The sequence below is a fragment of the Comamonas sp. A7-5 genome (genome assembly GCF_039581385.1).
GTDB lineage: Bacteria > Pseudomonadota > Gammaproteobacteria > Burkholderiales > Burkholderiaceae_C > Comamonas > Comamonas thiooxydans.
On sequence record NZ_JBCPWO010000002.1, the window covers coordinates 252,816 to 278,626 of the forward strand.

Here is a 25,811-nt window from a genome sequence, read left to right on the forward strand (position 1 = left end):
CAGGCCGGCACCTGGGGGGATCAGACGCTGGCGCCGGAGTCCTTGACGACCTTGCCCCACTTCTTGGCTTCGGCGTCGATGAACTTGGCAAAGCCTTCCTGGGTGTCGATCACGACTTCGCCGCCCTGGTCGTTGATCTTCTTGATCACGGCGGGATCCTTGAGCACCTTGGCAATGGCGGCATGCAGCTTTTGCTGGATGTCGGCAGGTGTCTTGATAGGCACGAAGAGACCGAACCAGGAGGTGGCTTCATAGCCGGGCACGCCGGCTTCGGCGACCGTGGGCACATCGGGCAGCTCGGGCGAGCGCTTGGCCGTGGTCACGGCGATGGGGCGCAGCTTGCCCGAGCGCACATGCTGGATGGCCGAGGGCATGTTGTCGAACATGATGGCGATCTGGTTGCCCAGCAGATCGGTGATGGCCGGCGCGCTGCCCTTGTAGGGCACATGCACCATGTCCAGGTGGGTCATGGACTTGAACAGCTCGCCCGACAGATGGATGGAGCTGCCCGAGCCCGAGGAGCCGAAATTCAGCTTGCCGGGATTGGCCTTGGCGTAGGCCATCATTTCCTTGACCGTCTTGAAGGGCTGGCTGGGGTGGGCCACCAGCAGATTGGGCACATTGGCGACGCGGGTCAGCGGAGCAAAGTCCTTGACCGGGTCGAAGGGCATCTTCTTGTACAGGGCTTCGTTGATGGCGTGCGTGCCCACCGTCCCCATGAACAGGGTGTAGCCGTCGCCAGCTGCACGGGCTGCGGCCTGGCCGCCGATATTGCCGCCCGCGCCGGGGCGGTTGTCAATGATGATGCTCTGGCCTAGTTCGGTGCTCAGGGCCTGGCCTACCACGCGCGCCAGGATGTCGGTCGTGCCGCCGGCCGAGAAGGGCACGATCATGGTGATGGGCTTGCTGGGATAGGGCGTCTGGGCCATGGAGGGAGCAGCGCCCAGAGCAAACAGGGCGCTTGCTGCCAGGGTTTGCAGGCTGCGGCGGCGAGACAGGGAAAGGGAATTGGACATCTAGGTCTCCGGAAAAAGGCAAGACACCGCCGGCCAGTGGCCGGGGCGCGGGCTGCCGCGGTGGCGTAGCTCCGAAAAGAGCTGCACTCCAGCGGTCGTTGTTTTGGTGTAAGAGGCAGGGGGCGGCAGCAGGCCGGACTTGGCCGGTCCCTGCCGCAGTCGGGATCAGACGCGTTCGAGCACCACGGCGATGCCCTGGCCCACGCCTATGCACATGGTGCACAGCGCATAGCGGCCGCCGAAGGCATGCAGCTGGTTCACGGCCGTGGTGGCCAGGCGGGCGCCCGATGCGCCCAGGGGGTGACCCAGGGCGATGGCGCCGCCCCACTGGTTGACACGGCGGTCGTCGTCGGCAATGCCAAGGTCGCGCAGCACGGCCAGGCCTTGTGCGGCAAAGGCTTCGTTGAGCTCGATGACATCCATCTGCTCAAGAGTCAGTCCTGTCTGGGCCAGCACCTTGCGCACGGCGGGAGCGGGGCCGAAGCCCATGATGCGCGGCGCGACGCCGGCCACGGCCATGCCGACCACACGGGCGCGCGGCACCAGACCATACTGGCTGGCTGCTTCCTCGTTGGCCAGCAGCAGTGCGCAGGCACCGTCGTTGACGCCGCTGGCGTTGCCGGCTGTGACCGTGCCGTCAGGCCGTACCACGCCCTTGAGCCTGGCCAAGGCCTCGATGGTGGTGGCGCGGGGGTGCTCGTCCTGGCTCACGACGATGGGATCGCCCTTTTTCTGGGCGATGGACACGGGCACGATCTCGCGCGCCAGATGGCCGGCCGCAATGGCAGCCGCGGCCTTTTCCTGGCTGGCCAGGGCCATGCGGTCCTGGGCTTCGCGTTCGATTCCGAAATCATCGGCCACGTTTTCGGCGGTCTCGGGCATGGAGTCCACGCCGTACTGGGCTTTCATCAGCTTGTTGACAAAGCGCCAGCCGATGGTGGTGTCGTAGACGGCATTGTTGCGGCTGAAGGCGGACTCGGCCTTGGGCATCACGAAGGGGGCGCGGCTCATGCTTTCCACGCCGCCGGCGATCATCAGGCGGGCTTCGCCGGACTTGATGGCGCGCGCGGCCGTGCCGACAGCGTCCAGACCCGAGCCGCACAGGCGGTTGATGGTGGCGCCGGGCGCATCGATGGGCAGGCCGGCCAGCAGCGCCGACATGCGCGCCACGTTGCGGTTGTCTTCGCCGGCCTGGTTGGCACAGCCATAGAGCACATCGGCCACGGCAGTCCAGTCCACATTGGGGTTGCGCTGCATCAGCGCTTTGATGGGCAGGGCGCCCAGATCATCGGTGCGCACGCTGGACAGCGCACCGCCGTAGCGACCGAAGGGGGTGCGGATGGCGTCGCAGATAAAGGCTTGGTTCTGGTTGCTCATGGCATGTCTCCGTTATGAAAATTGAGCTTCTGGTGCAGACGGGATTGGCCTGAAGTTCAGGCCGCGATGGGCAGGCCCACGATGCGTTCGAGTTCGGCGTGCTCCAGGCCTTCGACCTTGTCGATCAGGCGCAGCCCCTCGGGTGTGCATGCCAGGGTGCACAGATCGGTATAGATGCGCTTGACGCAGCCCAGGCCCGTCAGCGGGTAGCTGCACTGGGCCACGACCTTGCTCTCGCCCTTTTTGGTGAGCAGATCCATCATCACCCAGGTCTGCTTGGCGCCAATGGCCAGGTCCATGGCTCCGCCCACGGCGGGGATGGCGCCGGGCTCGCCGGTGCTCCAGTTGGCCAGGTCGCCCGTGGCCGAAACCTGGAAGGCTCCGAGCACGCAGATGTCCAGATGGCCGCCGCGCATCATGGCGAAGCTGTCGGCGTGGTGGAAATAGCTGCCGCCGGGCAGCAGGGTCACGGGCTGCTTGCCGGCATTGGTCAGGTCGTAGTCTTCAGAGCCGGCCGCCGGTGCCGGGCCCATGCCCAGAATGCCGTTCTCGCTTTGCAGAACAATTTCGCGTCCTGCGGGGATGTGGTTGGCCACCAGGGTGGGCTGGCCTATGCCCAGATTCACATAGGCACCGTCATGAATGTCCTGGGCCACGCGCAGGGCCAGTTCGTCCTTGCTTCGTTTTTGATAGCTCACGCTTGTATCTCCTTGCTGGACCTTGGCGGGCTCAGGCCGCCTTCTTGAAGCCGCCGGCCTGGGTGGCCACGCGCTCGATCTTCACCACCTGGCTCACATAGATGCCTGGGGTGACCACGGATTCAGGGTCAAGCTGGCCGAGTTCCACGATCTCATGCACGGTGGCCACGGTGAACCTGGCGGCCGAAGCCATCACGGGGCCGAAGTTGCGCGCCGACATGCGGTAGGTCAGATTGCCCCAACGGTCGCCTTTTTCGGCCTTGATCAGGGCCACATCGCCATGGATGGGGTACTCCAGCACATAGTGCTTGCCGTTGATCTCGCGCGTTTCCTTGCCTTTGGCGAGTTCGGTGCCGTAGGCCGTGGGGCAAAAGAAAGCGCCTATGCCTGCGGCGGCAGCGCGCATGCGCTCGGCCAGATTGCCCTGGGCCACCAGCTCGAGCTCGATCTTGCCGCTGCGGTACAGCTCGTCGAAGACCCAGCTGTCCACTTGGCGCGGGAAGCTGCAGATGATCTTGCGCACCTGGCCGGTCTTGAGCAGGGCGGCCAGGCCGGTGTCGCCATTGCCGGCGTTGTTGTTGACCACGGTGAGCTCGCGTGCACCCTGGGCGATCAGGCCGTCGATCAGCTCGCCGGGGATGCCCGAGGTGCCGAAGCCGCCGATGAGCACGGTGGAGCCGTCTTGAATGCCGGACAGGGCCTGAGCGACCGAGTCGGCGATCTTGTTGATCATGGGTGTCTCCAATTTTCTACACAAAGATCTGCGCCATTGGCGCTAAAATGTTCGCATATAGAACATTTGTTCGCTAAAAGAATTGTAGAAAAGGATGATGAAAATGGAGACTGTAAAAACCACATCAGGGAAAACCCCGGTCGAGGGCGAAGCGGTCTCGCTCAAGCCCGGTGACAGCTATGTGCAGTCCTTTGCCAGGGGGCTGGAAGTTATACGTTCGTTCAGCGCCAAGGCGCCGGAGCAGACGCTCAGCGAGGTGGCTGCAGCCACGGGTCTGACACGTGCCGGTGCAAGGCGCATCCTGCTGACGCTGCAGACGCTGGGCTATGTGCGCAGCGACGGCAAATACTACGCACTCACGCCGCGCATCCTGGATCTGGGCTTTGCCTATCTGAGCTCCACGCCGCTGTGGAATCTGGCCGAGCCGGCCATGGAGGCGCTGGTGGACGAGGTCAAGGAGTCATGCTCGGCCGCGGTGCTCGAAGGCCTGGACGTGGTCTATGTTCTGCGCGTGCACACGCACAAGATCATGAGTACCAATCTGGGCGTGGGCTCGCGATTGCCTGCCTTCTGGACATCCATGGGCCGGGTGCTGCTGGCTGCGCTGCCCCCCGATGAGCTGCGGGCGCTGATGGCCCGGCGCGACCAGCGCGCCTTCACGCGCCACACGCTGACCGGTGACGACGAGCTGTATGCCGAGATCGCCCGCGTGCGCGAGCAGGGCTGGGCCCTGCTCAACCAGGAGCTGGAGGAGGGCCTGATCTCGATTGCCGCCCCCATACGCAATGCGCGCGGCCAGACGGTGGCGGCGCTCAACATCAGTGGTCAGGCCAATCGCACCAGCGAGCAGATGATGCGCGAGCGGCTGCTGCCGCAGTTGCTGGCCGCTACGCGCCACATCAGCCAGCTGCTGAGTGCTTCGGGCCGCATGCATCTGTGATGTCTGGCGCCTGAGGACGCGTCGGCCCTGGCGCGACGCTTCATAATGACCGAAACGCCTTCCCTGTCGCCCCTGTCCAAGTCCGCTCCATGGCCCGTCTTCCCCGTCTCACGCTGGCAAACATGCCGCACCACATCATCCAGCGTGGCAACAACAGCGGCGAGATCTTTGTGGACGCGCAGGATCGCCTGGTCATGCTGGATCTGATGCGCGAGATGGCGCGGCGCTTCGAGGTCGATGTGCATGCCTATGTGCTCATGCCCAATCACTTCCATCTGCTGCTGACGCCCAGGACGGAGCAGGGCGTGCCCCAGTTCATGCAGGCCGTGGGGCGCAGCTATGTGCGTTACTTCAACAACCGCCACGGGCGTACCGGCACCTTGTGGGAGGGGCGCTATCGCTGCACCGTGCTGCAGGCCGAGCAATGGCTGATGGCCACCATGGTCTCCATGGATCTCAACCCCGTGCGCGACGGGCTGGTGCAGCGCGCGGTGGACTGGCCCTGGTCCAGCTATGCGCACAACGCAGGCCTGCAAAGCGATGCGCTCATCAGCCCGCACGCGCTTTTCTGGGCTCTGGGCAACACGCCCTTTGCCCGGGATGCGGCTTATGTCAGGGCCGTGGAGGCCGGTCTGGATGCCGATACCCAGGCGCAGATCAGCCATGCCGCGCTGCGTGGCTGGGCTCTGGGTGAGCCCGATTTCATTGAAAATTTGCAACAAAAAACCGAGCGGCGCGTGAAGCGGCAGAAGGCCGGCAGGCCTGCAGCACGCACAGCTTCGGTGCACGAAGACTAAACGGCTTTTCCAACTCCTTGTTTTTATTGGGCTGCTTTGCTCTGTTTTTATATGTCCCCAATTAAATGCAAATAAAAAAAGTTGGGAATTAATTGGAATCTGACCCCAATTAATACTTATTGCATAACTTCATGTCATGTCGTAATCTTGCGTTCCCCGCGATTGATATAAGAGGATTCCCCATGACGACTGCTGCCGAGATCAAGTATCTCCAGGACCACGGTCTGTACTCCAAGAGCAACGAACACGATGCCTGCGGTCTGGGCTTTGTGGCCCATATCAAGGGTCAGAAGCGCCATGACATCGTGCTGGGGGCACTGAAGATCCTCGAAAACATCGACCATCGCGGTGCCGTGGGCGCAGACCCTCTGATGGGTGACGGCGCCGGTATCCTGATCCAGATCCCCGATCAGCTCTACCGCGAGGAAATGGCCAAGCAGGGCGTGGCACTGCCTCCCGCCGGCGAATATGGCGTGGGCATGATCTTCCTGCCCAAGGAACATGCCTCGCGTCTGGCTTGCCAGCAGGAGATGGAGCGCGCCATCAAGGCCGAAGGCCAGGTGCTGCTGGGCTGGCGCGATGTGCCGGTGAACCGCGACATGCCCATGTCGCCCACCGTGCAGGAAAAGGAACCCATCCTGCGCCAGGTCTTCATCGGCCGTGGTGCCGACGTCATCGTGCAGGACGCGCTGGAGCGCAAGCTGTACGTGATCCGCAAGACGGCCTCGGCCGCCATCCAGAACCTGGGCCTCAAGCACAGCAAGGAATACTACGTTCCCAGCATGAGCAGCCGCACCGTGGTCTATAAGGGCCTGCTGCTGGCCGACCAGGTGGGTGTGTACTACCGTGATCTGGCCGACGAGCGCTGCGTCTCGGCCATCGGCCTGGTGCACCAGCGTTTCTCCACCAACACCTTCCCCGAGTGGCCTCTGGCCCACCCCTACCGCTATGTGGCCCACAACGGTGAAATCAACACCGTGCGCGGCAACTACAACTGGATGCTGGCGCGCGAAGGCGTGATGGCCTCTCCCGTGCTGGGCGAAGACCTGCAAAAGCTCTATCCCATCAGCTTTGCCGGCCAGTCCGACACCGCCACCTTCGACAACTGCCTGGAACTGCTGACCATGGCCGGCTACCCCATCAGCCAGGCCGTGATGATGATGATTCCCGAGCCCTGGGAGCAGCACGAAGCCATGGACGAGCGCCGCCGCGCCTTCTATGAATACCACGCTGCGATGATCGAGCCCTGGGACGGCCCCGCCTCCATCGTGTTCACCGATGGCCGCCAGATCGGCGCCACGCTGGACCGCAACGGTCTGCGTCCCTCGCGCTACTGCATCACCGATGACGATATGGTGATCCTGGCTTCTGAAGCCGGCGTGCTGCCCGTGCCCGATAGCAAGATCGTGCGCAAGTGGCGCCTGCAGCCCGGCAAGATGCTGCTGATCGACCTGGAGCAGGGTCGCATGATCGAAGACGAAGAGCTCAAGGCCAACGTCGTCAACACCAAGCCCTACAAGCAGTGGATCGAGAACCTGCGCATCAAGCTCGACGAGGTGGAAATCCCCGCCGACTTCAAGGCGCCCGCGGCCAAGACCGAGCTGTCCCTGCTGGACCGCCAGCAAGCCTTCGGCTTCACGCAGGAAGACATCAAGTTCCTGCTGACCCCCATGGCCGAAAAGGGCGAGGAAGGCATTGGCTCCATGGGCAACGACAGCCCGCTGGCCGTGCTGTCCGACAAGAACAAGCCGCTGTACAACTACTTCCGTCAGATGTTCGCTCAGGTGACGAACCCCCCCATCGACCCGATCCGGGAAGCGATCGTGATGTCGCTGGTGTCGTTCGTGGGTCCCAAGCCCAACCTGCTGGACATCAACCAGGTCAACCCGCCCATGCGCCTGGAGCTGCAGCAGCCCGTGCTCGACTTCGAAGGCATGGCCAGGCTGCGTGATATCGAAAAGCGCACCAACGGCAAGTTCAAGAGCTCGACCATCGACATCACCTACCCGCTGTCCTGGGGCAAGCAGGGTGTGGAAGCCAAGCTGGCCTCGCTGTGCGCTCACGCCGTGGACGAGATCAAGGGCGGTGCCAACATCCTGATCATCAGCGACCGCAACATGAGCGCCACGCAAGTGGCCATCCCCGCGCTGCTGGCGCTGTCCGCCATCCACCAGCATCTGGTGCGTGAAGGTCTGCGCACCACCGCCGGTCTGGTGGTGGAAACCGGCACGGCCCGCGAAGTGCACCACTTCGCCGTGCTGGCCGGCTACGGTGCGGAAGCCGTGCATCCCTATCTGGCGATGGAGACCCTGGTCGACATCTTCAGCCGCGAAGCTGCGCCCATCACTGCCGACAAGGCCATCTATCACTATGTGAAGGCCATCGGCAAGGGTCTGTCCAAGATCATGTCCAAGATGGGCGTGTCCACCTACATGTCCTACTGCGGCGCCCAGCTGTTCGAAGCCGTGGGCCTGAACAGCGAGACCGTGGACAAGTACTTCACGGGCACGGCCAGCCGTGTGGAAGGTATCGGCGTCTTCGAGATCGCTGAGGAAACCATCCGCAACCATGAAGCTGCCTTCAGCGACGACCCCGTGCTCGAAACCATGCTGGATGCCGGCGGCGAGTACGCCTGGCGTGCTCGTGGCGAAGAGCATATGTGGACGCCTGACGTGATTGCCAAGCTGCAGCACTCCACACGTGCCAACAACTTCAGTACCTACAAGGAATACGCCCAGCTGGTCAACGACCAGACCAAGCGCCACATGACGCTGCGCGGCCTGTTCGAATTCAAGTTCGATCCCGCCAAGGCGATTCCCGTGGACCAGGTCGAGTCGGCCAAGGAAATCGTCAAGCGCTTTGCCACGGGTGCCATGTCGCTGGGTTCCATCTCCACCGAAGCCCATGCCACGCTGGCCGTGGCCATGAACCGCATCGGCGGCAAGAGCAACACCGGCGAAGGCGGCGAAGATCCCAAGCGCTATCGCAACGAGTTGAAGGGCATCCCCATCAGCAAGGGCGAAACCCTGGCCTCCATCATCGGCAAGGACAAGGTCGAGTCCGATATCGAACTGCAGGCCGGCGACTCGCTGCGCTCCAAGATCAAGCAGGTCGCGTCCGGTCGTTTCGGCGTGACTGCCGAATATCTGGCCTCTTCGGACCAGATCCAGATCAAGATGGCTCAGGGCGCCAAGCCTGGTGAAGGCGGTCAGCTGCCCGGCGGCAAGGTCTCCGACTACATCGGTGCACTGCGTCACTCGGTGCCCGGTGTGGGCCTGATCTCGCCTCCTCCCCACCACGACATCTACTCGATCGAAGACCTGGCGCAGCTGATCCACGATCTGAAGAACGTGGCTCCGCACGCCAGCATCAGCACCAAGCTGGTGTCCGAAGTCGGTGTGGGCACGATCGCCGCAGGCGTGACCAAGTGCAAGAGCGATCACCTGGTGATCGCAGGGCACGACGGCGGCACCGGCGCCTCGCCCTGGTCCTCCATCAAGCATGCGGGCGGTCCCTGGGAAATCGGCCTGGCCGAGACCCAGCAGACCCTGGTGCTGAACCGTCTGCGCGGCCGTGTGCGTGTGCAGGCCGACGGCCAGATGAAGACCGGCCGCGACGTGGTCATCGGCGCCCTGTTGGGTGCCGACGAGTTCGGCTTTGCCACGGCTCCGCTGGTGGTGGAAGGCTGCATCATGATGCGCAAGTGCCACCTCAACACCTGCCCCGTGGGCGTGGCCACGCAAGATCCCGTGCTGCGTGCCAAGTTCACCGGCAAGCCCGAGCATGTGGTGAACTATTTCTTCTTCATCGCCGAAGAAGTGCGCCAGATCATGGCCCAGCTGGGTATCGCCAAGTTCGACGACCTGATCGGCCGCTCCGATCTGCTCGACACCCGCAAGGGCATAGCGCACTGGAAGGCTCAGGGTCTGGACTTCAGCCGTCTGTTCGCCCAGCCCGAAGTGCCTGCCGACGTGGCCCGCTATCACGTGGAAAGCCAGGATCACCTGCTGGACAAGGCGCTGGACGTCAAGCTCATCGAGCGCTGCAAGCCCGCCATCGAAAACGGCGAGAAGGTGCGCATCATGGAAGTGGCGCGCAACGTCAACCGCTCCGTCGGTGCCATGCTCTCGGGCGCGGTGACCAAGCATCATGCCGAAGGCCTGCCAGACGACACCATTCGCATCCACTTCGAAGGTACGGGCGGCCAGTCCTTCGGTGCCTTCCTGTGCAACGGCATCACGCTGAACCTCAGCGGCGAAGCCAACGACTACACCGGCAAGGGCCTGTCGGGCGGTCGTGTGGTGGTGCATCCCAGCCATGAGTTCCGTGGCTCGACCACGACCAACACCATCGTGGGCAACACCGTGATGTTCGGCGCCACCAGCGGTGAAGCCTTCTTCAGCGGCGTGGCCGGCGAGCGCTTTGCCGTGCGTCTGTCCGGTGCCACGGCCGTGGTCGAAGGCGTGGGTGACCACGGCTGCGAATACATGACCGGCGGTACCGTGGTCGTGCTGGGCAAGACCGGCCGCAACTTCGCGGCCGGCATGAGCGGCGGCGTGGCCTATGTCTACGACGAGGACGGCAAGTTTGCCGAGCGTTGCAACACCGCTTCGGTGAAGCTGGAGAAGGTGCTGCCGCACGACGAGTTTGTCTCGCGTGTCGATCCCGGCATCTGGCACCGCGGCCAAAGCGACGATCAGCAGCTGCGCAACATGGTGGAGGCTCACAGCCGCTGGACGGGTTCCAAGCGTGCCCGTGATCTGCTGGACAACTGGGCCGCAGCGCGTGCCAAGTTTGTCAAGGTGTTCCCGACCGAGTACCAGCGTGCACTCGGCGAGATCTTTGAACGCAAACAGAAGGAAAAGCAAGCTGCGAAAGCGCCAGCAGCTCCTCAGAAAGAAGCAGTAGCCGCCAAGTAAACACGGCTCCAAGCGGTGGCGGCCAGGCGGCCACCGCACTGCAAGCGAACACAGATTTCAAGGATTAAAGATCATGGGAAAGACCACCGGCTTCATGGAATACGAGCGCATCGAAGAGGGCTATGCCCCCGTTGCGGAACGTCTCAAGCACTACAAGGAATTCGTCATCGGCCTGACGACCGATCAGGCCAAGGTGCAGGCTGCACGCTGCATGGACTGCGGCACGCCGTTCTGCAACAACGGCTGCCCGGTCAACAACATCATTCCGGACTTCAACGACCTCGTGTATCAGGGTGACTGGAAGAACGCCATCACCACGCTGCACAGCACCAACAACTTCCCCGAGTTCACGGGCCGCATCTGCCCCGCACCCTGCGAAGCTGCCTGTGTGGCCAATATCAACGGCGACGCCATCGGCATCAAGTCCATCGAGCACTCCATCATCGACCGTGCCTGGAGCGAAGGCTGGGTCAAGCCCCTGCTGCCCAAGCACAAGACCGGCAAGAAGGTGGCCGTGGTCGGTGCCGGCCCTGCCGGCATGGCAGCGGCCCAGCAACTGGTGCGCGCCGGCCACGACGTGACCCTGTTCGAGAAGAACGACCGCGTGGGCGGCCTGCTGCGCTACGGCATTCCCGACTTCAAGCTGGACAAGGGCCTGATCGACCGCCGTGTCGAGCAGATGGTGGCCGAAGGCCTGAAGATCCGCACCGGCGTGCTGATTGCCGGCAAGGACGGTCTGGGCAAGGATTCCAAGGTCACCAACTGGGCCAAGGAAACCATCAGCCCCGAGCAGCTCAATGCCGAGTTCGATGCCGTGCTGCTGACCGGCGGCTCCGAGCAGTCGCGTGATCTGCCCGTGCCCGGCCGCGATCTCGAAGGCGTGCACTTCGCGATGGAGTTCCTGCCCCAGCAGAACAAGGTCAACGCGGGCGACAAGCTCAAGGGCCAGATCCGTGCTGACGGCAAGCATGTCATCGTCATCGGCGGCGGCGACACCGGCTCCGACTGCGTGGGCACCTCCAACCGCCACGGCGCCAAGAGCGTGACCCAGTTCGAGGTCATGCCCATGCCGCCCGAGCAGGAGAACAAGCCCCTGGTTTGGCCTTACTGGCCGATCAAGCTGCGTACCTCGTCCAGCCACGACGAAGGCGTGGTGCGTGAGTTCGCGATCTCGACCAAGGAATTCGGCGGCGAAAAGGGCAAGGTCAAGAGCCTGACCACCGTCCAGGTCGAGTTCAAGGACGGCAAGCTGAGCGAAGTGCCCGGCACGGAAAAGGTCTGGCCTGCGGATCTGGTGCTGCTGGCCATGGGCTTTGTGAACCCTGTCGCCACCGTGCTCGAAGCCTTTGGCGTCGACAAGGATGCACGCGGCAACGCCAAGGCCAGCACCGATTTCATCGGCGGCTATGCCACCAGCGTGCCCAAGGTGTTCGCTGCCGGCGACATCCGCCGTGGCCAGTCGCTGGTCGTGTGGGCGATTCGTGAAGGCCGTCAGGCCGCACGTGCCGTGGACGAGTTCCTGATGGGCGCCAGCGAACTGCCTCGCTGAGCCAAGGCATATTCAAGATTTTCACAGGCGCCCACCGGGGCGCCTTTTTTTATGGCCTCCATCGACTAGTAGCTGAATTGATAGCTGCATGCGATTTATGAATAACGATTTCGGATGGGTTTGTGGCTGATAACTAGGAAGAGCGTGTGCAAGCTGCTATCAGAACGCTTTATCTGAGCCATAGCAACTGGGGGATGGCATCGGCGCCGCACCAGAGCACGGCGTTCTGCTCCCATTGTTCGCCCCAGGCGCGGGCCGTGGGGGCGTCCATGCCCCACACCAGCACGCTGGCTTCGCCGGGCCACAGGCCTTGCGGATCCAGACCCTGGCCTTCGGAAAATATCCAGGCGCCGACGCGCAGCGTCTGGCGCAGCTGCTGCATGCGCCTGGCGTTGTCCGCATCGGACAGCAACTGCCCCCGAGGATTGCAGGCCGTGAGAAAGCTTGCGCAGTCCACCTGGTGTGCGCTGTAGTGCGTGAGCAGCAGGGGCTGGAGTCTGTCGACTTGCAGCCGCCAGTCCAGCCCGCTTTGATCATGCACGCGATATTCGGCGCGATGGTAAGCCTGCTGCAATGAAGAGGGAAGCTGCGTGTCCTGCATGCCCGTCAGATTCAGGGTGTGGCGGCCGAGCTTTGTCGGCGCCAGGTGTCCGCGCACATGCGTTCCATATCAAGCTCCGCCTTCCAGTCCGGCAATTGCCCGGCCGGCGAAAGATCGATCTCGTATTGCGCCGCATCGCTGTGGTTCTGGTTCATGGTCAGTCGTCCGGAGATTCGGCCCAGATGGTGCTGTGCCACAGTGTCCCCCACATTGGCTTCATCCGCTGGACAGCAGCCGGGACGCCGATTCGCGCACGGCCCTGGCGCGCGGTGCAGTGATCCGGGAAGCCTTGCTTGCACCCCTTTCTGACCAGTCAAGCCGAGCGAATTTCCTCCGCGCTTCATTTGGGTCATTGGGGTCATTGGGTTTGAGTATTTTCGGGGTTTTTAGTAGGTATTTGGCAGCGTACCTACACAGAATATTCGTGAGTCAGTCTATATATTTAAAAGTTAATAACAATTAAAAAATGCATATTAATTTATGATAACTATCAATTAACGTGTAAACCAACAACATGAGGGCCTGGTCGTGAATGCTTTTCTGCGAAGTTGCGTGTTCTGCTGCGCCTTGTTGTACGGTTGGAGCAGCCAGGCTGCGGAGCCGTCGGTTGCCATCTACTATGGAGCCAAGGCTTCGCTGAGCGAACTCGGTCTTTACGACATTGCCGTTGTAGAGCCCGACCATGGCTACGACCCGCAGCGTTTGCGCGACCAGGCGCCCGGCAGCGAACTCTATGCCTATGCCTCGGTAGCTGAAGTACTGCCGGAGCGGGCCTACTTCAAGAAGCTGCCGGTCGCATGGCAGATGGCGCGCAATGGAGCCTGGCGTTCCATCGTGATCGACCAGACCCCGGCGCAGTGGCCGGAGTTCTTTGCTCAGCAAGTGATTGCACCGCTCTGGGAAAAGGGCTACAGAGGTTTTTTCCTGGATACCCTGGACTCCTACCGCCTGGCCGCACACTTCGATGAAGCGGCGCAGCAGGATGGCCTGGTCCGCGTCATCGACACCTTGCACAGCCGCTTTCCCGGCATCAAGCTGATACTGAACCGCGGCTTCGAGATCGTGCCGCGAGTGCGCGACAAGATTCAGATGGTGGCGGCCGAGTCGTTGTATCGCGGCTGGGATGCCAATCTCAAGCGCTATGTGGAAGTTTCTGCCAAGGACCGCGACTGGCTTCTGCAGCAGCTGCAAACCATACGGGAGCGCGACAAGCTGCCGGTGCTGGCCATTGACTATGTGGCGCCGCATGACCGCGACACTACACGGGCCACCGCACAGCGCATTGCGCAGCTGGGCATCATTGCCTGGGTGAGCGATGCCGGTCTGCAGACCCTGGGCATGGGACGGGTCGAGGCCGTGGCGCGTCGGATACTGGTGCTCTACAACGGAGCCGACGATCCCGCGCTCGATTACGCATCGGCCCATCGCTTCCTCGAGATGCCCATCAACTACATGGGCTATGTGGTCGACTATGCCGATGTGCGCTCGGCACTGCCCACTGACGTGGGACGGGATCGCTACGCAGGTGTGGTGAGCTGGTTCGGCGGGGCCATTCCCGACACGCGCTTCAAGGATGTGCGCAGCTGGATGGTGCGCCAGGTCCAGCAGGGTATGCCGCTGCTGATGATGGAGGCGCCCGGCGTGTCCCTGGATCGTACGCTTGCGAGCACGCTGGGCGTGCGCGCCATGGAGACCGTTCCGGCCTTTCCGCTGAAAAAGGCCGAGCAGGCGGCTGCCATGGGGTTCGAGACCGAGCCCGGGCTGCCGGCCCACGACTACACGGGCTGGCTGCTGACGCCGCAGCTGCAGCAGCAAAGCCGGCAACTGCTGTCCTTTGACGATGCCAAGGGCCGACGCTTCGTCTCAGCCGCCATCACGCCCTGGGGCGGTTTTGTGATGACGCCTTATGTGCTGACGGACGTGCCGGGCACCGAGCAGTCGCGCTGGGTGGTCGATCCTTTCGCGCTGCTCAAGCAGGCATTGCGGCTTGAAGACATTCCCGTCCCCGATGTGACCACCGAGAACGGCCGCCGTCTGCTGCTGGCCCATGTGGATGGAGACGGATTCCCATCCAAGGCCGAAGCGCCCGGTGCACCCTTTGCCGGAGAGATGCTGCGCCGCGAGATCCTCGAGCGCTACCGTATTCCCCACACGGTGTCCGTGATCGAGGCCGAGGTTTCGCCCAAGGGCCTGTATCCGCAATGGGCAGATCAGCTCGAGGGCATTGCCAAACGCATCTTTGCCATGCCGCATGTGGAGATCGCCAGCCACTCCTATTCCCACCCCTATCTCTGGGATCGCTCCGTAAGCCATGGACTGTTTGCCGAAAGCAAGGAGGCCAGCCTGAACCTCAGCATTCTCGGCTATGAAATGGATCTGCGCCGGGAGATTGTGGGTTCGGTCGACTACATCAGCCAGCGCTTGGCTCCCGCAGGCAAGCCGGTCAAGGTGTTCCTGTGGACCGGCGATACGGCACCCGGCGCCGATGCGCTGGCCATCTCCGATGCCGCAGGCCTGCTGAACATGAATGGCGGGGATACCTCGATCATGCGCAGCAATCCGTCCATCACCGAGGTCAAGAGCTGGGGCATACACAAGGGCGGGCATCTGCAGATCTATGCACCGGTCACCAACGAGAACATCTACACCAATCTGTGGCATGGCCCGTTCTACGGCTTCGAACGCGTTATCGAGACCTTTGAGATGACTGATGCGCCGCGACGCTTCAAGGCGGTGGACATCTATTACCACTCCTATTCGGCCAGCAAGCAGGCCAGCCTCAAGGCCTTGCACAAGGCCTATCAATGGGCGCTGAGCCGCAAGCTGCACCCGGTCTACGGCTCGGAATACATACGCAAGGTAGAGGATTTCTACCAGTTTGCGATCGGCCGGGACGGCGAGGGCTGGCGCCTGCGCGGCCCCGGGCGATTGCGTACGCTGCGTCTGCCGCCGGGCCTGGGCACTCCTGTGATGGCCGAAAGCACGGGCGTTGCCGGCTATGCGCCGGGAGTGGACGGCAGCTATCTGCACCTGACCGACGGCGTAGCTCGGATGGTGGTGCGTACAGGGGCCGCACCGACCGCCTCCACCCCCTATCTGGTGGATGCCAATGCTCGCCTCAAGGACTGGCAGACCCAGGCCGACGGCAGTCTGCGCTTCACGCTGGAAGGTCATGTGCCGCTGGAGATGCGCATGTATCTGCCGCCTGGCTGCTCGCTGAGCGCTGCCGCTGCCAGTTCCTCCATCAGCGCGGTTCCCGCTGCGGACCGCTCCTCCATCCGCTCCTTCAGAAGTGCCAGCCACAGTGCCCAACTCCAAGCGCAATGCCGTGCGCTCTGAGCGCCCGACCACGGTTCCTCACTGGCTGATCGCACTGCTGGCAGTGCTGATCGGAGGAGCATTGTGGATGTTGTTCCCCAAGCAGGCGCTGGAGCGTCGGCTTGCCGATTCGGCGGACGATTCCGAGCTTTCGCTCAATTACCTGAGCAATCTGCTCAAGAGCGACCCGGGAAATGAACGTCTGCAGAGCCTGCTCAAGGTCAAGCAACAGCGGCTCGAGGCCATGCGACAGGCCCAGGAAGAGGCGCGCAGGCAGGCTCTGCCCAGCGCTGCGGCCCAGGCCTGGGATCGTTGGCAGACGCTGTACCAGCGCTATCTGGAAACCAGGCAGCGGGGCCATGGATCAGATGGTCAGGTCAGGCAGCTGGCACCCGCGGTGATGCAGGCGCTCAAGGCCGTGCCGCGCGACGATCTGAGCCAGGAGCAAAGCCTTTATCTGGCATCCTCGGCGCTGGTGCTGAACGATGAGTCACAGGCCCTGGAAATCTATGAGGAGCTGGCCCGTAAACAGGTGTCTCCTGAGCGCAAGGCGCGCGTGTACGAGGCCGCTGCACGTCAGACGCTGGGGTTGTCCATGTACGAGCAGTCCTCCCTGCTGTGGCGCGAGGCCAGCGCGGCGGCGCCGGAGGTGCAGCAGTCGCGCGAGTATATGTGGCAGGCCTTGCAGGTGCTGCAGGCCGGCAACCGTGCCCAGCAAGCACTGGTGCTGGCGCGCGAGCAGGAGGAGCTGCTGGGCAGCGATCCCGAGACGCTGCGCCGGCTGATAGGCCTGGCGCGTGCGGCCGGCGCTTCGGCCGAGGCCGAGCGCTATGCCAAGCAACTGCTCAAGTTGTCGCTGCAGCAGCAATGGCTGAACATGCGGGCCGTGGCTGATAGGGGCGGCGGGGCCGACGATGGTGCCTGGGCGCTGCATCCCGTGCTCTGGAAGGCTCCGGGCTGGACGCTGCGGCACACTGCCGCACCGGCTAGGAAAGAGGCTCCGGGACTTCCGTTCGACGACAAAACCTATGAGCTGGGCTACCAGGTATTCCTCGAGAACCGCAATCTCGAGGATGCCTGGCGTGTGGCCGCAGCTGCCGTGCACCAGGCTCCGGGGAATATGGTTTGGCGCGAGCGTCTGGCCCAGGTGGCGGAGTGGAGCGGGCGCCAGCAGGTGGCCCTGGACAACTGGCTGGCCATTGCCCAGGCCACGCAGCGTGAGGTTGCCTGGCAGTCTGTGATGCGACTGGCGCCGGGCTTGTTCGACGATCGCGCGCTGGTGGAAGGTATCAAGCACGAACTGGGCCGACGTCCTGGCGATGCAGCACTGCAGCAGGCGCTGGTACAGGCCTATGAGCGCCAGGCCGAGCCGCAGCCGGCGATCGACTATCTGCAAGCCCATGGGAACACGCCGCAGGCGCAGATTCTGCTGGCCCAGTTGGCCGAGCGTGCCGGCCAACCCGTGGTGGCGCTCAATGCCTGGAAACGCCTGCTCCGCGATCCGGCGCAGCGCGTTCCGGCCCATGTCATGCCGGCCGCGGTGCTGGCATTTCTGCAAGGTGAGCGCGCGCTTGGCCTGAGTTGGCTGGATGATGCCCAGGCACGGGTGCCGGCCGATATGGGAGCTGAAGCCGAGGCCGAATACTGGCGACTGCTGGGCGAAGTGGCGCAGAAACAGCAGCAGGAGGCCCTGGCACTGGGCGCTTTCAGGCGTTTGCTGGAAATGCAGGATGCCAAGGCGCGCGATTTCGACGAGGTCATCAATCTGCTGATTCGCAGCGATCGCAGTGAGGCGGCTCGGGTGTCTCTGCGCGCATGGCATCAGTTCCACGATCCGCGCCATTTGTCCCAGGCGCTCTATATGCTGGAAGATCTGAACGAGTGGAGCCATGCGGGTCAGCAGATCGATCACGCCTTGGCCGACACCAAGACGGCCGGTTTGCTGCTTCAGCAGCCGGCTTTTCTGCACGCCGCAGCGCTTTACTACCAGCATGTTGGACAGACAAGAAAAGCCCTGGAACTGCTGCAAAAGGGCCTGGCCCTGGATGGGGGCTCGACCCTGATGCGTCAGTCACTGCTGTGGCTGCTGATAGATACGCAGAATGCCGCGCTGCTCGCGCCGATGCTGGCGCAGGCCGAGCCGGCCTGGGCCCAGGATCCGGAGATGCACGATGCGCTGGCGGCTGCCTATATGGCTCTGTCCCGCCCGGCTGTGGCCCTGCAGCGCTATCTGCGCCCCCATCTGCAGGAGAACGGCGACGACTTCCTCTGGATGATGAACTACGCCGATGCGCTCGAGCAAAACCAGCAGGTGGATCTGGCCTGGCGGCTGCGGCGCGAGCTGTGGGTCAGGCAGGCACTCCAGACGCGGGATGTCGGGTTGGCCGATACTTCAGCAGGCCGAGCCTCGGGTGGCAAGCTGCGTCGCTGGCTGAGCCCCGAAGACCTGGACAAGGTGCAGAGTCAGGCCCGCAACCGGTTGATGCTCTCACAAGTGCACGGCGATGACGAGCTGGTCCTGCTGCGTGAGCTCATGCGCATGGACCGCGATACGGGCCGGGAGCTTTCCCCGGCGGCCGTGGAGCTGGCCATTGCCTGGCTGCAGGACAAGGGAGAATATTCGACCGAGCGGGGCTATCTGTGGCAGCAGTACGCCTTCAGCCGCAGCAAGCGGGCGAACCGGCCACTTTGGGCCGAGATCACCGTGGCACTGGCCGAAAAGGATCATGCCCAGGTCGGCCAGTTGCTGGAGCAATACGATGCCAGCCTGTCGCGCTACGACCGCATCAATGCGGCGACCCTGACGGGCGACGGCAGGCTGGCGCAGTCTGCCGCCTTCGAGACCCAGCACGACCAGCCCGACGACGACAGCCTGCATCTGGCTCTTACCGAGCAACTGCTGGCCTTCAGCGACCATGCAGGCCTGCAGTTGCATAGCCGGCGGCTGGATGGCATAGACGAGCGGGCACGGCGCCTGAGTTGGCATCTGGCGTTAAGTCCGCGCTGGGCGCTGGACATCGATGCCGATCACACGCGCCGCAGCGTGAACGGTCGCGGCTTTGTACAGGCGCCTTCGTCCGAACATGGCCTGGGCCTGCGTCTGACGCGCAAAACTCAGGGTTCCAGCAGCGAGTTCATGCTGGGCCAGCGCCAGGGAATGAGCAGCTATGTGCCCATGCAGTTTTCGCACACCCAGATCCTGGACAGCCGCCTGAGCCTTCAGGCTGCGCTGGGCCGCGACCTGCCGACGCAGGAAACGCTGCCCATGCGCATGGGGGGCATGAAGGATCGCGTGGCCGTGGGTGCAATTTACAGGCTGTCGCGGCTGGATCAGCTCAGCCTCGAGTATGCCCATGAGCGTTTCCATGTGCAGACCGGTGCGCGCGTGGGCCTGGGCAACCAGACCACGCTGCAATACACCCATAGCTATCGCGGCGAGGCACCCCTGGTCCAGTTCGACGCCTTCACCTCCTGGCATCGCTACAGCCGCAACAGCCCCGGGGGACTGAGCGGCCGGGATGCGGCGGTGCTGCGCTATCTGCCGTCGGGAAGCGAGGCTGGCATGGACTATCTGCTGCCCGGCAATTTCCGTTTTTCGGGGCTGCGGATCTCGGCCAATATGCCTTATGCACAGGAGTACTCGCGCGCACTGCGGCCGTTTGCCAGCCTGGCCCTGACCCGCCACAGCATCAACGGCACGGGCTATGACCTGAGCTTCGGTCTGGCCACCAGCGTGCTGGGGGCGGATCACCTGATGCTGGGACTGAATTTCTCCAAGTCGGGTGTGAATACCACGGGCACCACCCGCGAGCTGCAGCTCGCCTACCGCCTCCATTTCTGAAGATTTCAAGGAGCTCTCCCATGACTCACCGTACTGTTCTCTCCTCCCGCATCCGCATGCTCACGGGCGCAGCCCTGCTGGGGCTGCTCGGTGCTTGTTCCACGCTGGACCAGGGCAAGTCCCCGGCCCTGGAGAGGAACGCCAACTGGGCGGTGCTGCCGTTCGAGAACCATACGGAAACGCCCATGGCAGGCAGCCGGGCCGAAAGCATTGCCACGGCCTTGTTGAGCAGCCGCGGCATAGGTGCCGTCAAGCGCTATACAGGCGAGGCGCAGCAGGAGACGCTGTTCGATGGCCGCGATGCCAAGCGGCGCGAAGATGCGCTGGCCTGGGCACGCAGTGAGGGCGTGCGCTATGCCTTGCTGGGGGCGGTTGACGAGTGGCGCTACAAGGTCGGCGTGGACGGTGAGCCAGCCGTCGGCGTGGCCCTGGAGATCGTCGATGTGGACAGCGGTGCCACGGTCTGGAGCGGTGCTGGCGGTCAAAGCGGATGGAGCCGCGAGGCTTTGTCGGCTGTCGGGCAGAAGCTGATCCGCAAACTGCTGGGAACGGGCCTGGCCGGCGCCCGGTAAGCATTGAGCAGGATTTCCAGTCATGCAAGATCACGCCACGACACCTGCCGCCACGCCCGATTCCGCGCGCCGCATGGGCATTGCTGCGGAATTCAGAAGCTCGCCACTAGGGTTGCTGGTGCAAACCAGCGAGCGCCCCGGAGTGGTGGCGGCCGAGACCTTGCTGCTGCCACTGCTGGCATTGCTGATAGGTTATGTTTTTAGCCGCAACGACCCGCTCTGGGTGCGTGCCGAGTTTCCCTGGTCCTGGCTTGCGCCCATGATCGTGGCCTTGCGCTATGGGCCCATCGGGGGATTGTCGGCGGCCGGTGTGCTGTTGCTGGGCTGGCTGGGTTTCAACCGCGAGGACTTGAGCCGCTTTCCCGAGCAGTACTTTCTGGGTGGCTTGATGGTGGTGATGATCGTGGGCGAGATTTCTAGTCTCTGGCGTGCCCGCATACGGCGCGAGCGTACCGCGCAGCACTATATGGATCAGCGCACCGAACAGCTCATACGTCAGCACTATCTGCTGCGTCTGTCACATGACCAGCTGGAGCAGGAACTGATCGGCCGCCCGGTGTCGATGCGCGATGCACTCAGCGGGCTTAGTGCGCTCAGCGGCGCTCCTGGCGATGCGCAAAGCCTGCTCAATCAGCTGGCACAGTTCTGCCAGATCAGTGCGGCCTGCCTGGTGGCTGTGCGCGACGACAGGATCGAGCCCCAGCCGATTGCCCAGCTGGGCGGTGCCCATGAGGTCCGGCCCGAGGATCCGCTGCTGCGCCAGGCGCTGGAAGCCCGCATGCTGACCCATGTCTCCCAGGGCCTGAGGGATGCGCAACAGACCCGCTATCTGGTCGTGGCTCCGATGCTGGATCTGGGGGGGGAGATCTATGGTCTGCTGCTGGTGGAAGAAATGCCCTTTTTTGCTCTGCAGGAGGAGACGCTGCAGACCATCAATCTGCTGCTCGGCTATTACACGGACAGCGTGGCTGCCAATCGTCTGGCCCAGCCGCTGCTGCAGGCCTATCCCCTGTGCCCGCGGCCGTTCGCGTCCGAGCTGCAGCGCATGGAGCATGTGAACCGCAGCGCCGGCCTGTGCAGCGTGGTCGTGGCGCTAGAGCTTTCACCGCAGGCGGTGCAAAGCCAGATGGCTCAGCAGCTGATGCGCCTGGAGCGCATGTTGGATCGCTCCTGGCTGATCGAAGGTCGGAACAGGCAGTGGCTGGCCATCCTCATGCCGCTTGGCACCGGGGCCACGGCCGAGGGCTATCTGAATCGTATCGAAGGCTGGCTGGGTCAGCGCGGCATGGACTCCCTGGGAGCGGCCGGTATTTTTCCCCGCACTGTCTTGCTGGATCGCTGCTCGGCCCTGAGCGTGCTGGAGCAGATTGACAGGATGGCCCATGATTAATGTCAAGCTGGCACTGTCCGCTGTGCTGGCGGAGATTGCCTCCTGGAGCAGCCTGTGGCTGCTGCACAACCACTCCGATGCGGCATTGCTCAGCTATCTGGCAGCGCATGCGCTGGCCAGCGTGCTGCTGGCGCTGTGCCTGTCTCCGTTCCTGATGCTGGCGGCAGGTGCCAGGCGCCAGCGTCTGCCGCTGGTCGCGCTGATGGCCTTGCTCTCCTATGCCGTGCCGGTGGTGGGCTTTGTCGGTTCGGTGATTGCGACTGTGGCGTTACTCCGACGGCGCGGCTTGACGGCGCGCAGGGAATTTTCATCGCTGCCGCTGCCTGAGTTCGACCCGCACCAGCAGGCGAGCGGCAGCCGGAGGCAGGCGGGCTTGCAGTCTTTTCTGGCCAATCAGGCGGTTCCCGTGCCCTTGCGCATGCGTTCCCTGGCTGCCCTGGGTCATGTCTCGGGGCGTATTGCCTCGCCCATGCTGCGCATGGCGCTAAGCGACTCCAGCGATGATCTGCGTTTGCTGGCCTACAGCATGCTGGATGCCCAGGAGCGCCAGTTGAGCCAGTCCATACACCAGGAGCTGCAGGCCCTGGAGCGCGCGCGTACGGTCGAAGGAGAGACAATCGGCCCCCGCGGTCTGAGAGCAGCCTGGGCGCTTTCTGATCTGTACTGGGAGCTGATTTACCAGGGCTCGGCGCAGGGTGATGTACGTGACCATGCCATCAAGCAGTCGTTGCATTACTGCAACCGGGTGCTGTCTCAGCACCCGGATACCGCCCTGCTGCAGCTGCGCAAGGGGCGATTGCTGCATCTGCTGGCCGACGACGAAGGTGCCCAGTCCTGCTATCAGAGGGCACTGGAGCTGGGTCTGCCGGCGCCCCGCGTCATTCCCTATCAAGCCGAGCTGCTGTTCAAGCAGCGTCAGTTCGCAAAGGTGCAGGAGCTGATGCGCAGACTTGAGGATCAGCAGGTCATGCCCCGTCTGCGCCCATGCATCCAGTACTGGAGTGCCTCATGAGTTCTCTTCCCAAGGCTGCGCGGGCCGATATCGCCCTGCTGCTCGAGGGCACTTTCCCCTATGTCAGCGGCGGCGTGTCGAGCTGGGTTCACCAGATCCTTCAAGCCTACCCGCAGCATAGCTTTGCCATCGTCTTTATCGGCAGCCGGCGCGAGGACTATGGCGATTTCCGCTATGAGCTGCCGCCCAATGTGGTGCATTTCGAGGAGCATTTCCTCTATGGTCATGCGTCGGGAAAACTGCGGCCCACACCGCGCCGGGGCGACCCCGAGGTCATGTCCAAGCTGCAGCAATTGCTGCAGGCACTCGAGCGACGGGATGAGAGCCCGGCAGGCAGGGCGGAGGTGCTGGCCGCCATGCGCGCCGTTGCCATGGAGCTGCTGCCGGGCGGCAGCTTGCCGCAGGAAGATTTTCTGCACAGTGAATATATGTGGGAGCTGATACAGGACAGCTACCGGCGCCATTGCACCGATCCGTCCTTTGTCGACTTCTTCTGGACGGTGCGCATCATGCTGCAGCCGCTGTGGCTGCTGGCGCGCATTGCCCGGGAGCTGATTCCGGTACGTGTGCTGCATACGGTCTCCACAGGTTATGCGGGCTTCCTGGGCGGCATGCTGCACCATCTGCGCGGGCTGCCGCTGGTTCTGTCCGAACATGGCATCTATACCAAGGAGCGGCAGATCGACCTGCTCCAGAGCCAGTGGATACGCGATAACCGCAATGTCTTCCAGCGCGACCCCATGGAAGTCTCCTTCTTCCGTCAGATGTGGATCCAGTTCTTCGAGTGGATGGGGCGTTTTTGCTATGAGGCAGCCGATCCCATCATCGCGTTGTTCGAGGCCAACCGTCTGCGTCAGGTGGCCGACGGCGCCGTTCCAGCGCGCACCAGCAACATTCCCAATGGCATTAGCGTGAAACGCTTTGCGCCGCTGCGTGCCCTGCGGCCTGCCGTGACACCACCCGTGCTGTGCCTCATAGGCCGCGTGGTGCCGATCAAGGACATCAAGACCTTCATCCGCGCCATGCGCCGCGTGGTCAATCACCTGCCCGAGGCTCAGGCTCTGATCGCCGGCCCCATGTCCGAGGACCCGGCCTATGTAGAGGAATGCCGCAATCTTGTGGACAGTCTGGGCCTGCAGGCGCAGGTGCACTTTCTGGGCATGCAGAAGATCGACGAGTTGTTGCCGCGTGTCGGGCTGGTGGTGCTCTCGTCCATCAGCGAGGCCTTGCCTCTGGTGCTGCTGGAGGCGCAGGCGGCAGGCGTTCCCGTGGTCAGCACCGATGTGGGCTCCTGCCGTCAGCTCATAGAAGGGCTGGAGCCCGAGGACCGTGCATTGGGCGCTTGTGGTCGCGTGGTCGGTATCGCCAACCCTGCGGATCTGGCCGATGCGGCGCTGGAGTTGCTGAAATCGCCCGAGGCCTGGCAGGAAGCCAGTGCTGCCGGGATTGCACGCGTTGAGCGCTACTACTCCGATCAGTTGCTGTTCGACCGCTACCGGCAGGTCTATGACCGGGCCATGCAACATTCCAAGGAATATCACTGATGGCCGGCATTGGCTTTGAACTGCGCCACCTGCTGCGCAAAAACACGCTGACCAGCCTGCTCCAAGCCTATGCCTATGCGGGCGTGATCGGCTCGGGTCCCTGGGTGTTCTCCATCATCGGCATTTTGCTGGTAGGGGTGTTCAGCCTCAGCGTCGTGGCGCCGCCGCTGCTGGTGACCCAGTTTCAGACCTCGGTGACCTATCTGGTGGCCTGCAGCTTGATACTGACCGGTGCGGCGCAGCTGATGTTCACGCGCTTTATTTCGGATCGGCTGTTTCTCAAGCAGGATGAAACCGTATTGCCCAATCTGCACGGCTTGCTGTTGCTGATCGTGGCAGCCGCCAGCGGCCTGGGGACGCTGGCCCTTTTCGTGGTGCTGCCAGGCCAGAGCCTGCTGTACCGGATGCTGATGCTGGCCGGCTTCACGCTGATGTGCGTGGTCTGGATGCTGACCGTTCTGCTGTCCGGCCTCAAGCATTACAAGGCCATCTCCGCGCTGTTCGGGGTCAGCTATGCGCTTATTGTCTTGCTGTCGCTGCCTCTGCGTCGCTGGGGACTGGAAGGGCTGCTGAGCAGCTTCGTGTTCGGCAATATCGTGCTGGTGGCTGGCATGTGGGCCATCGTGCTGCGCGCTTTCCCGATCAAAAGGCGCTGGATCGGCTTCGATTTCATGCAGCGCTCGCTGATCTTTCCGGTACTGATTGCGGTCGGCTTGCTCTACAACCTGGGTATCTGGGCCGACAAGTTCATGTTCTGGTATTTCCCGCCAACCTCGCAGCAGATCATCGGCGGGCTCAGGGCCTCGCTGATCTACGACCTGCCAGTTTTCCTGTCCTATCTGTCCATCATTCCTGGCATGGCAGTGTTCCTGGTGCGCATAGAAACCGATTTCGTCGAGTACTACGACAAGTTCTTCGATGCGGTGCGCGGCGGCGGCTCCCTGAACTACATACAGTCCATGCGCAACGAGATGGTGTATGCGATACAGACGGGCCTGGGCGAGATCGCCAAAGTGCAGACGCTGGCGGTTCTCGTGACCTTTGTCGCCGGTCCGGCCGTGCTGCATTTGCTGGGCATATCGCAGTTATACCTGCCGCTGCTGCATGTGCAGGTGGTCGGTGCCGGTCTTCAGGTGGGTGTGATGGCTGTGCTCAATGTGTTTTTCTATCTCGACGAGCGGCGCATCGTGCTTTTGCTCTGTGCACTGATGGTGGTGCTGAACATCGTCTTTACTGGCATCTCGCTGGCGCTGGGGGCGGCTTTCTACGGCTATGGTTTCTGCCTGGCAATGCTGGCAACCCTGTGTACAGGTCTGTTTCTGTTGACGCGCGAATTGGACCGGCTGGAATACAAGACTTTTATGCTGCAGTAACCGGGCCGGCTGCAGGTCTCGGCAGCTGCAGCCCCGAGTTCGCCCGGGTGCAATGGCTGAAAGGCACGATCCATGTTCCGAACAAGTTCATGGTTTTGCGACCGGCGAGTGACGTTCTGTCCCGTCTGCGC

The 25,811-nt window shown here is 63.1% G+C and carries 17 protein-coding genes; 11 read left to right on the top strand and 6 right to left on the bottom strand.

Annotated features, from left to right (window positions below; translation table 11 throughout):
• Positions 1 to 20: 20 nt before the first annotated feature.
• From AAIL67_RS04090 to AAIL67_RS04105, 4 genes are all read right to left on the bottom strand, one after another.
• The gene (locus AAIL67_RS04090) at positions 21 to 1,016 is read right to left on the bottom strand and encodes a tripartite tricarboxylate transporter substrate binding protein (protein ID WP_343483449.1); all 996 of its coding nucleotides are present in this window, start codon (positions 1,014 to 1,016) and stop codon (positions 21 to 23) included.
• A gap of 165 nt (positions 1,017 to 1,181) precedes the next feature.
• Positions 1,182 to 2,393: a 3-oxoadipyl-CoA thiolase gene (gene pcaF / locus AAIL67_RS04095; protein WP_063661854.1), complete on the bottom strand. Its 1,212-nt coding sequence runs from the start codon at positions 2,391 to 2,393 to the stop codon at positions 1,182 to 1,184.
• Between the two features lie 56 nt (positions 2,394 to 2,449).
• Entirely contained in the window at positions 2,450 to 3,091 is a 642-nt protein-coding gene (locus tag AAIL67_RS04100) for a 3-oxoacid CoA-transferase subunit B (RefSeq protein ID WP_003058693.1), read from the bottom strand.
• Between the two features lie 31 nt (positions 3,092 to 3,122).
• Complete coding sequence (locus AAIL67_RS04105) at positions 3,123 to 3,824, bottom strand: 3-oxoacid CoA-transferase subunit A (RefSeq protein ID WP_012837049.1); 702 nt, start codon at positions 3,822 to 3,824, stop codon at positions 3,123 to 3,125.
• A 103-nt stretch (positions 3,825 to 3,927) separates the two neighbouring features.
• Between AAIL67_RS04105 and AAIL67_RS04110 the strand changes: the two genes are divergently transcribed.
• The 4 genes from AAIL67_RS04110 (at position 3,928) to AAIL67_RS04125 (ending at position 12,029) form a co-directional block, all read left to right on the top strand.
• Positions 3,928 to 4,764, top strand: coding sequence for an IclR family transcriptional regulator (locus AAIL67_RS04110; protein WP_343483450.1), 837 nt, complete (start codon positions 3,928 to 3,930; stop codon positions 4,762 to 4,764).
• Positions 4,765 to 4,853: 89 nt separating this feature from the next.
• Positions 4,854 to 5,561: a transposase gene (locus tag AAIL67_RS04115; RefSeq protein ID WP_003062049.1), complete on the top strand. Its 708-nt coding sequence runs from the start codon at positions 4,854 to 4,856 to the stop codon at positions 5,559 to 5,561.
• Between the two features lie 182 nt (positions 5,562 to 5,743).
• Positions 5,744 to 10,480 (top strand): glutamate synthase-related protein, encoded by a 4,737-nt coding sequence (locus tag AAIL67_RS04120; RefSeq protein ID WP_343483451.1) that lies wholly within the window; start codon positions 5,744 to 5,746, stop codon positions 10,478 to 10,480.
• 73 nt (positions 10,481 to 10,553) lie between these two features.
• Entirely contained in the window at positions 10,554 to 12,029 is a 1,476-nt protein-coding gene (locus AAIL67_RS04125) for a glutamate synthase subunit beta (RefSeq protein WP_012837053.1), read from the top strand.
• A 169-nt stretch (positions 12,030 to 12,198) separates the two neighbouring features.
• On the opposite strand, the gene AAIL67_RS04130 is transcribed toward AAIL67_RS04125, so the two are convergent.
• Together AAIL67_RS04130 and AAIL67_RS04135 are read right to left on the bottom strand one after the other, a co-directional pair.
• Positions 12,199 to 12,687: a DUF3293 domain-containing protein gene (locus AAIL67_RS04130; protein ID WP_248843028.1), complete on the bottom strand. Its 489-nt coding sequence runs from the start codon at positions 12,685 to 12,687 to the stop codon at positions 12,199 to 12,201.
• Positions 12,642 to 12,785 (bottom strand): hypothetical protein, encoded by a 144-nt coding sequence (locus AAIL67_RS04135; protein WP_343483452.1) that lies wholly within the window; start codon positions 12,783 to 12,785, stop codon positions 12,642 to 12,644. The genes AAIL67_RS04130 and AAIL67_RS04135 overlap by 46 nt, the downstream gene beginning before the upstream one ends.
• Positions 12,786 to 13,158: 373 nt before the next feature.
• Here AAIL67_RS04135 and AAIL67_RS04140 point away from each other — a divergent pair, with 373 nt between their 5' ends.
• The 7 genes from AAIL67_RS04140 to pelG are packed head-to-tail and all read left to right on the top strand — an operon-like array spanning position 13,159 to position 25,680.
• Entirely contained in the window at positions 13,159 to 15,969 is a 2,811-nt protein-coding gene (locus AAIL67_RS04140; protein ID WP_343483453.1) for a bifunctional glycoside hydrolase 114/ polysaccharide deacetylase family protein, read from the top strand.
• Positions 15,935 to 19,789 carry a tetratricopeptide repeat protein gene (locus AAIL67_RS04145; protein WP_343483454.1) on the top strand — a complete coding sequence of 1,285 codons (3,855 nt, stop codon included), beginning with the start codon at positions 15,935 to 15,937 and terminating at the stop codon, positions 19,787 to 19,789. Before AAIL67_RS04140 ends, AAIL67_RS04145 begins: the two co-directional genes overlap by 35 nt.
• Before the next feature lie 20 nt (positions 19,790 to 19,809).
• Complete coding sequence (locus tag AAIL67_RS04150; protein WP_012837057.1) at positions 19,810 to 20,361, top strand: hypothetical protein; 552 nt, start codon at positions 19,810 to 19,812, stop codon at positions 20,359 to 20,361.
• A 22-nt stretch (positions 20,362 to 20,383) separates the two neighbouring features.
• Positions 20,384 to 21,751 (top strand): PelD GGDEF domain-containing protein, encoded by a 1,368-nt coding sequence (locus tag AAIL67_RS04155; protein ID WP_034409114.1) that lies wholly within the window; start codon positions 20,384 to 20,386, stop codon positions 21,749 to 21,751.
• A complete protein-coding gene (locus AAIL67_RS04160; protein WP_343483455.1) occupies positions 21,744 to 22,763 on the top strand; it encodes a hypothetical protein in 1,020 nt (339 codons plus the stop codon). The genes AAIL67_RS04155 and AAIL67_RS04160 overlap by 8 nt, the downstream gene beginning before the upstream one ends.
• A complete protein-coding gene (pelF, locus tag AAIL67_RS04165; RefSeq protein WP_054074469.1) occupies positions 22,760 to 24,307 on the top strand; it encodes a GT4 family glycosyltransferase PelF in 1,548 nt (515 codons plus the stop codon). Before AAIL67_RS04160 ends, pelF begins: the two co-directional genes overlap by 4 nt.
• The gene (pelG, locus tag AAIL67_RS04170; RefSeq protein WP_034357448.1) at positions 24,307 to 25,680 is read left to right on the top strand and encodes an exopolysaccharide Pel transporter PelG; all 1,374 of its coding nucleotides are present in this window, start codon (positions 24,307 to 24,309) and stop codon (positions 25,678 to 25,680) included. The genes pelF and pelG overlap by 1 nt, the downstream gene beginning before the upstream one ends.
• The last annotated feature ends 131 nt before the right edge of the window (positions 25,681 to 25,811 follow it).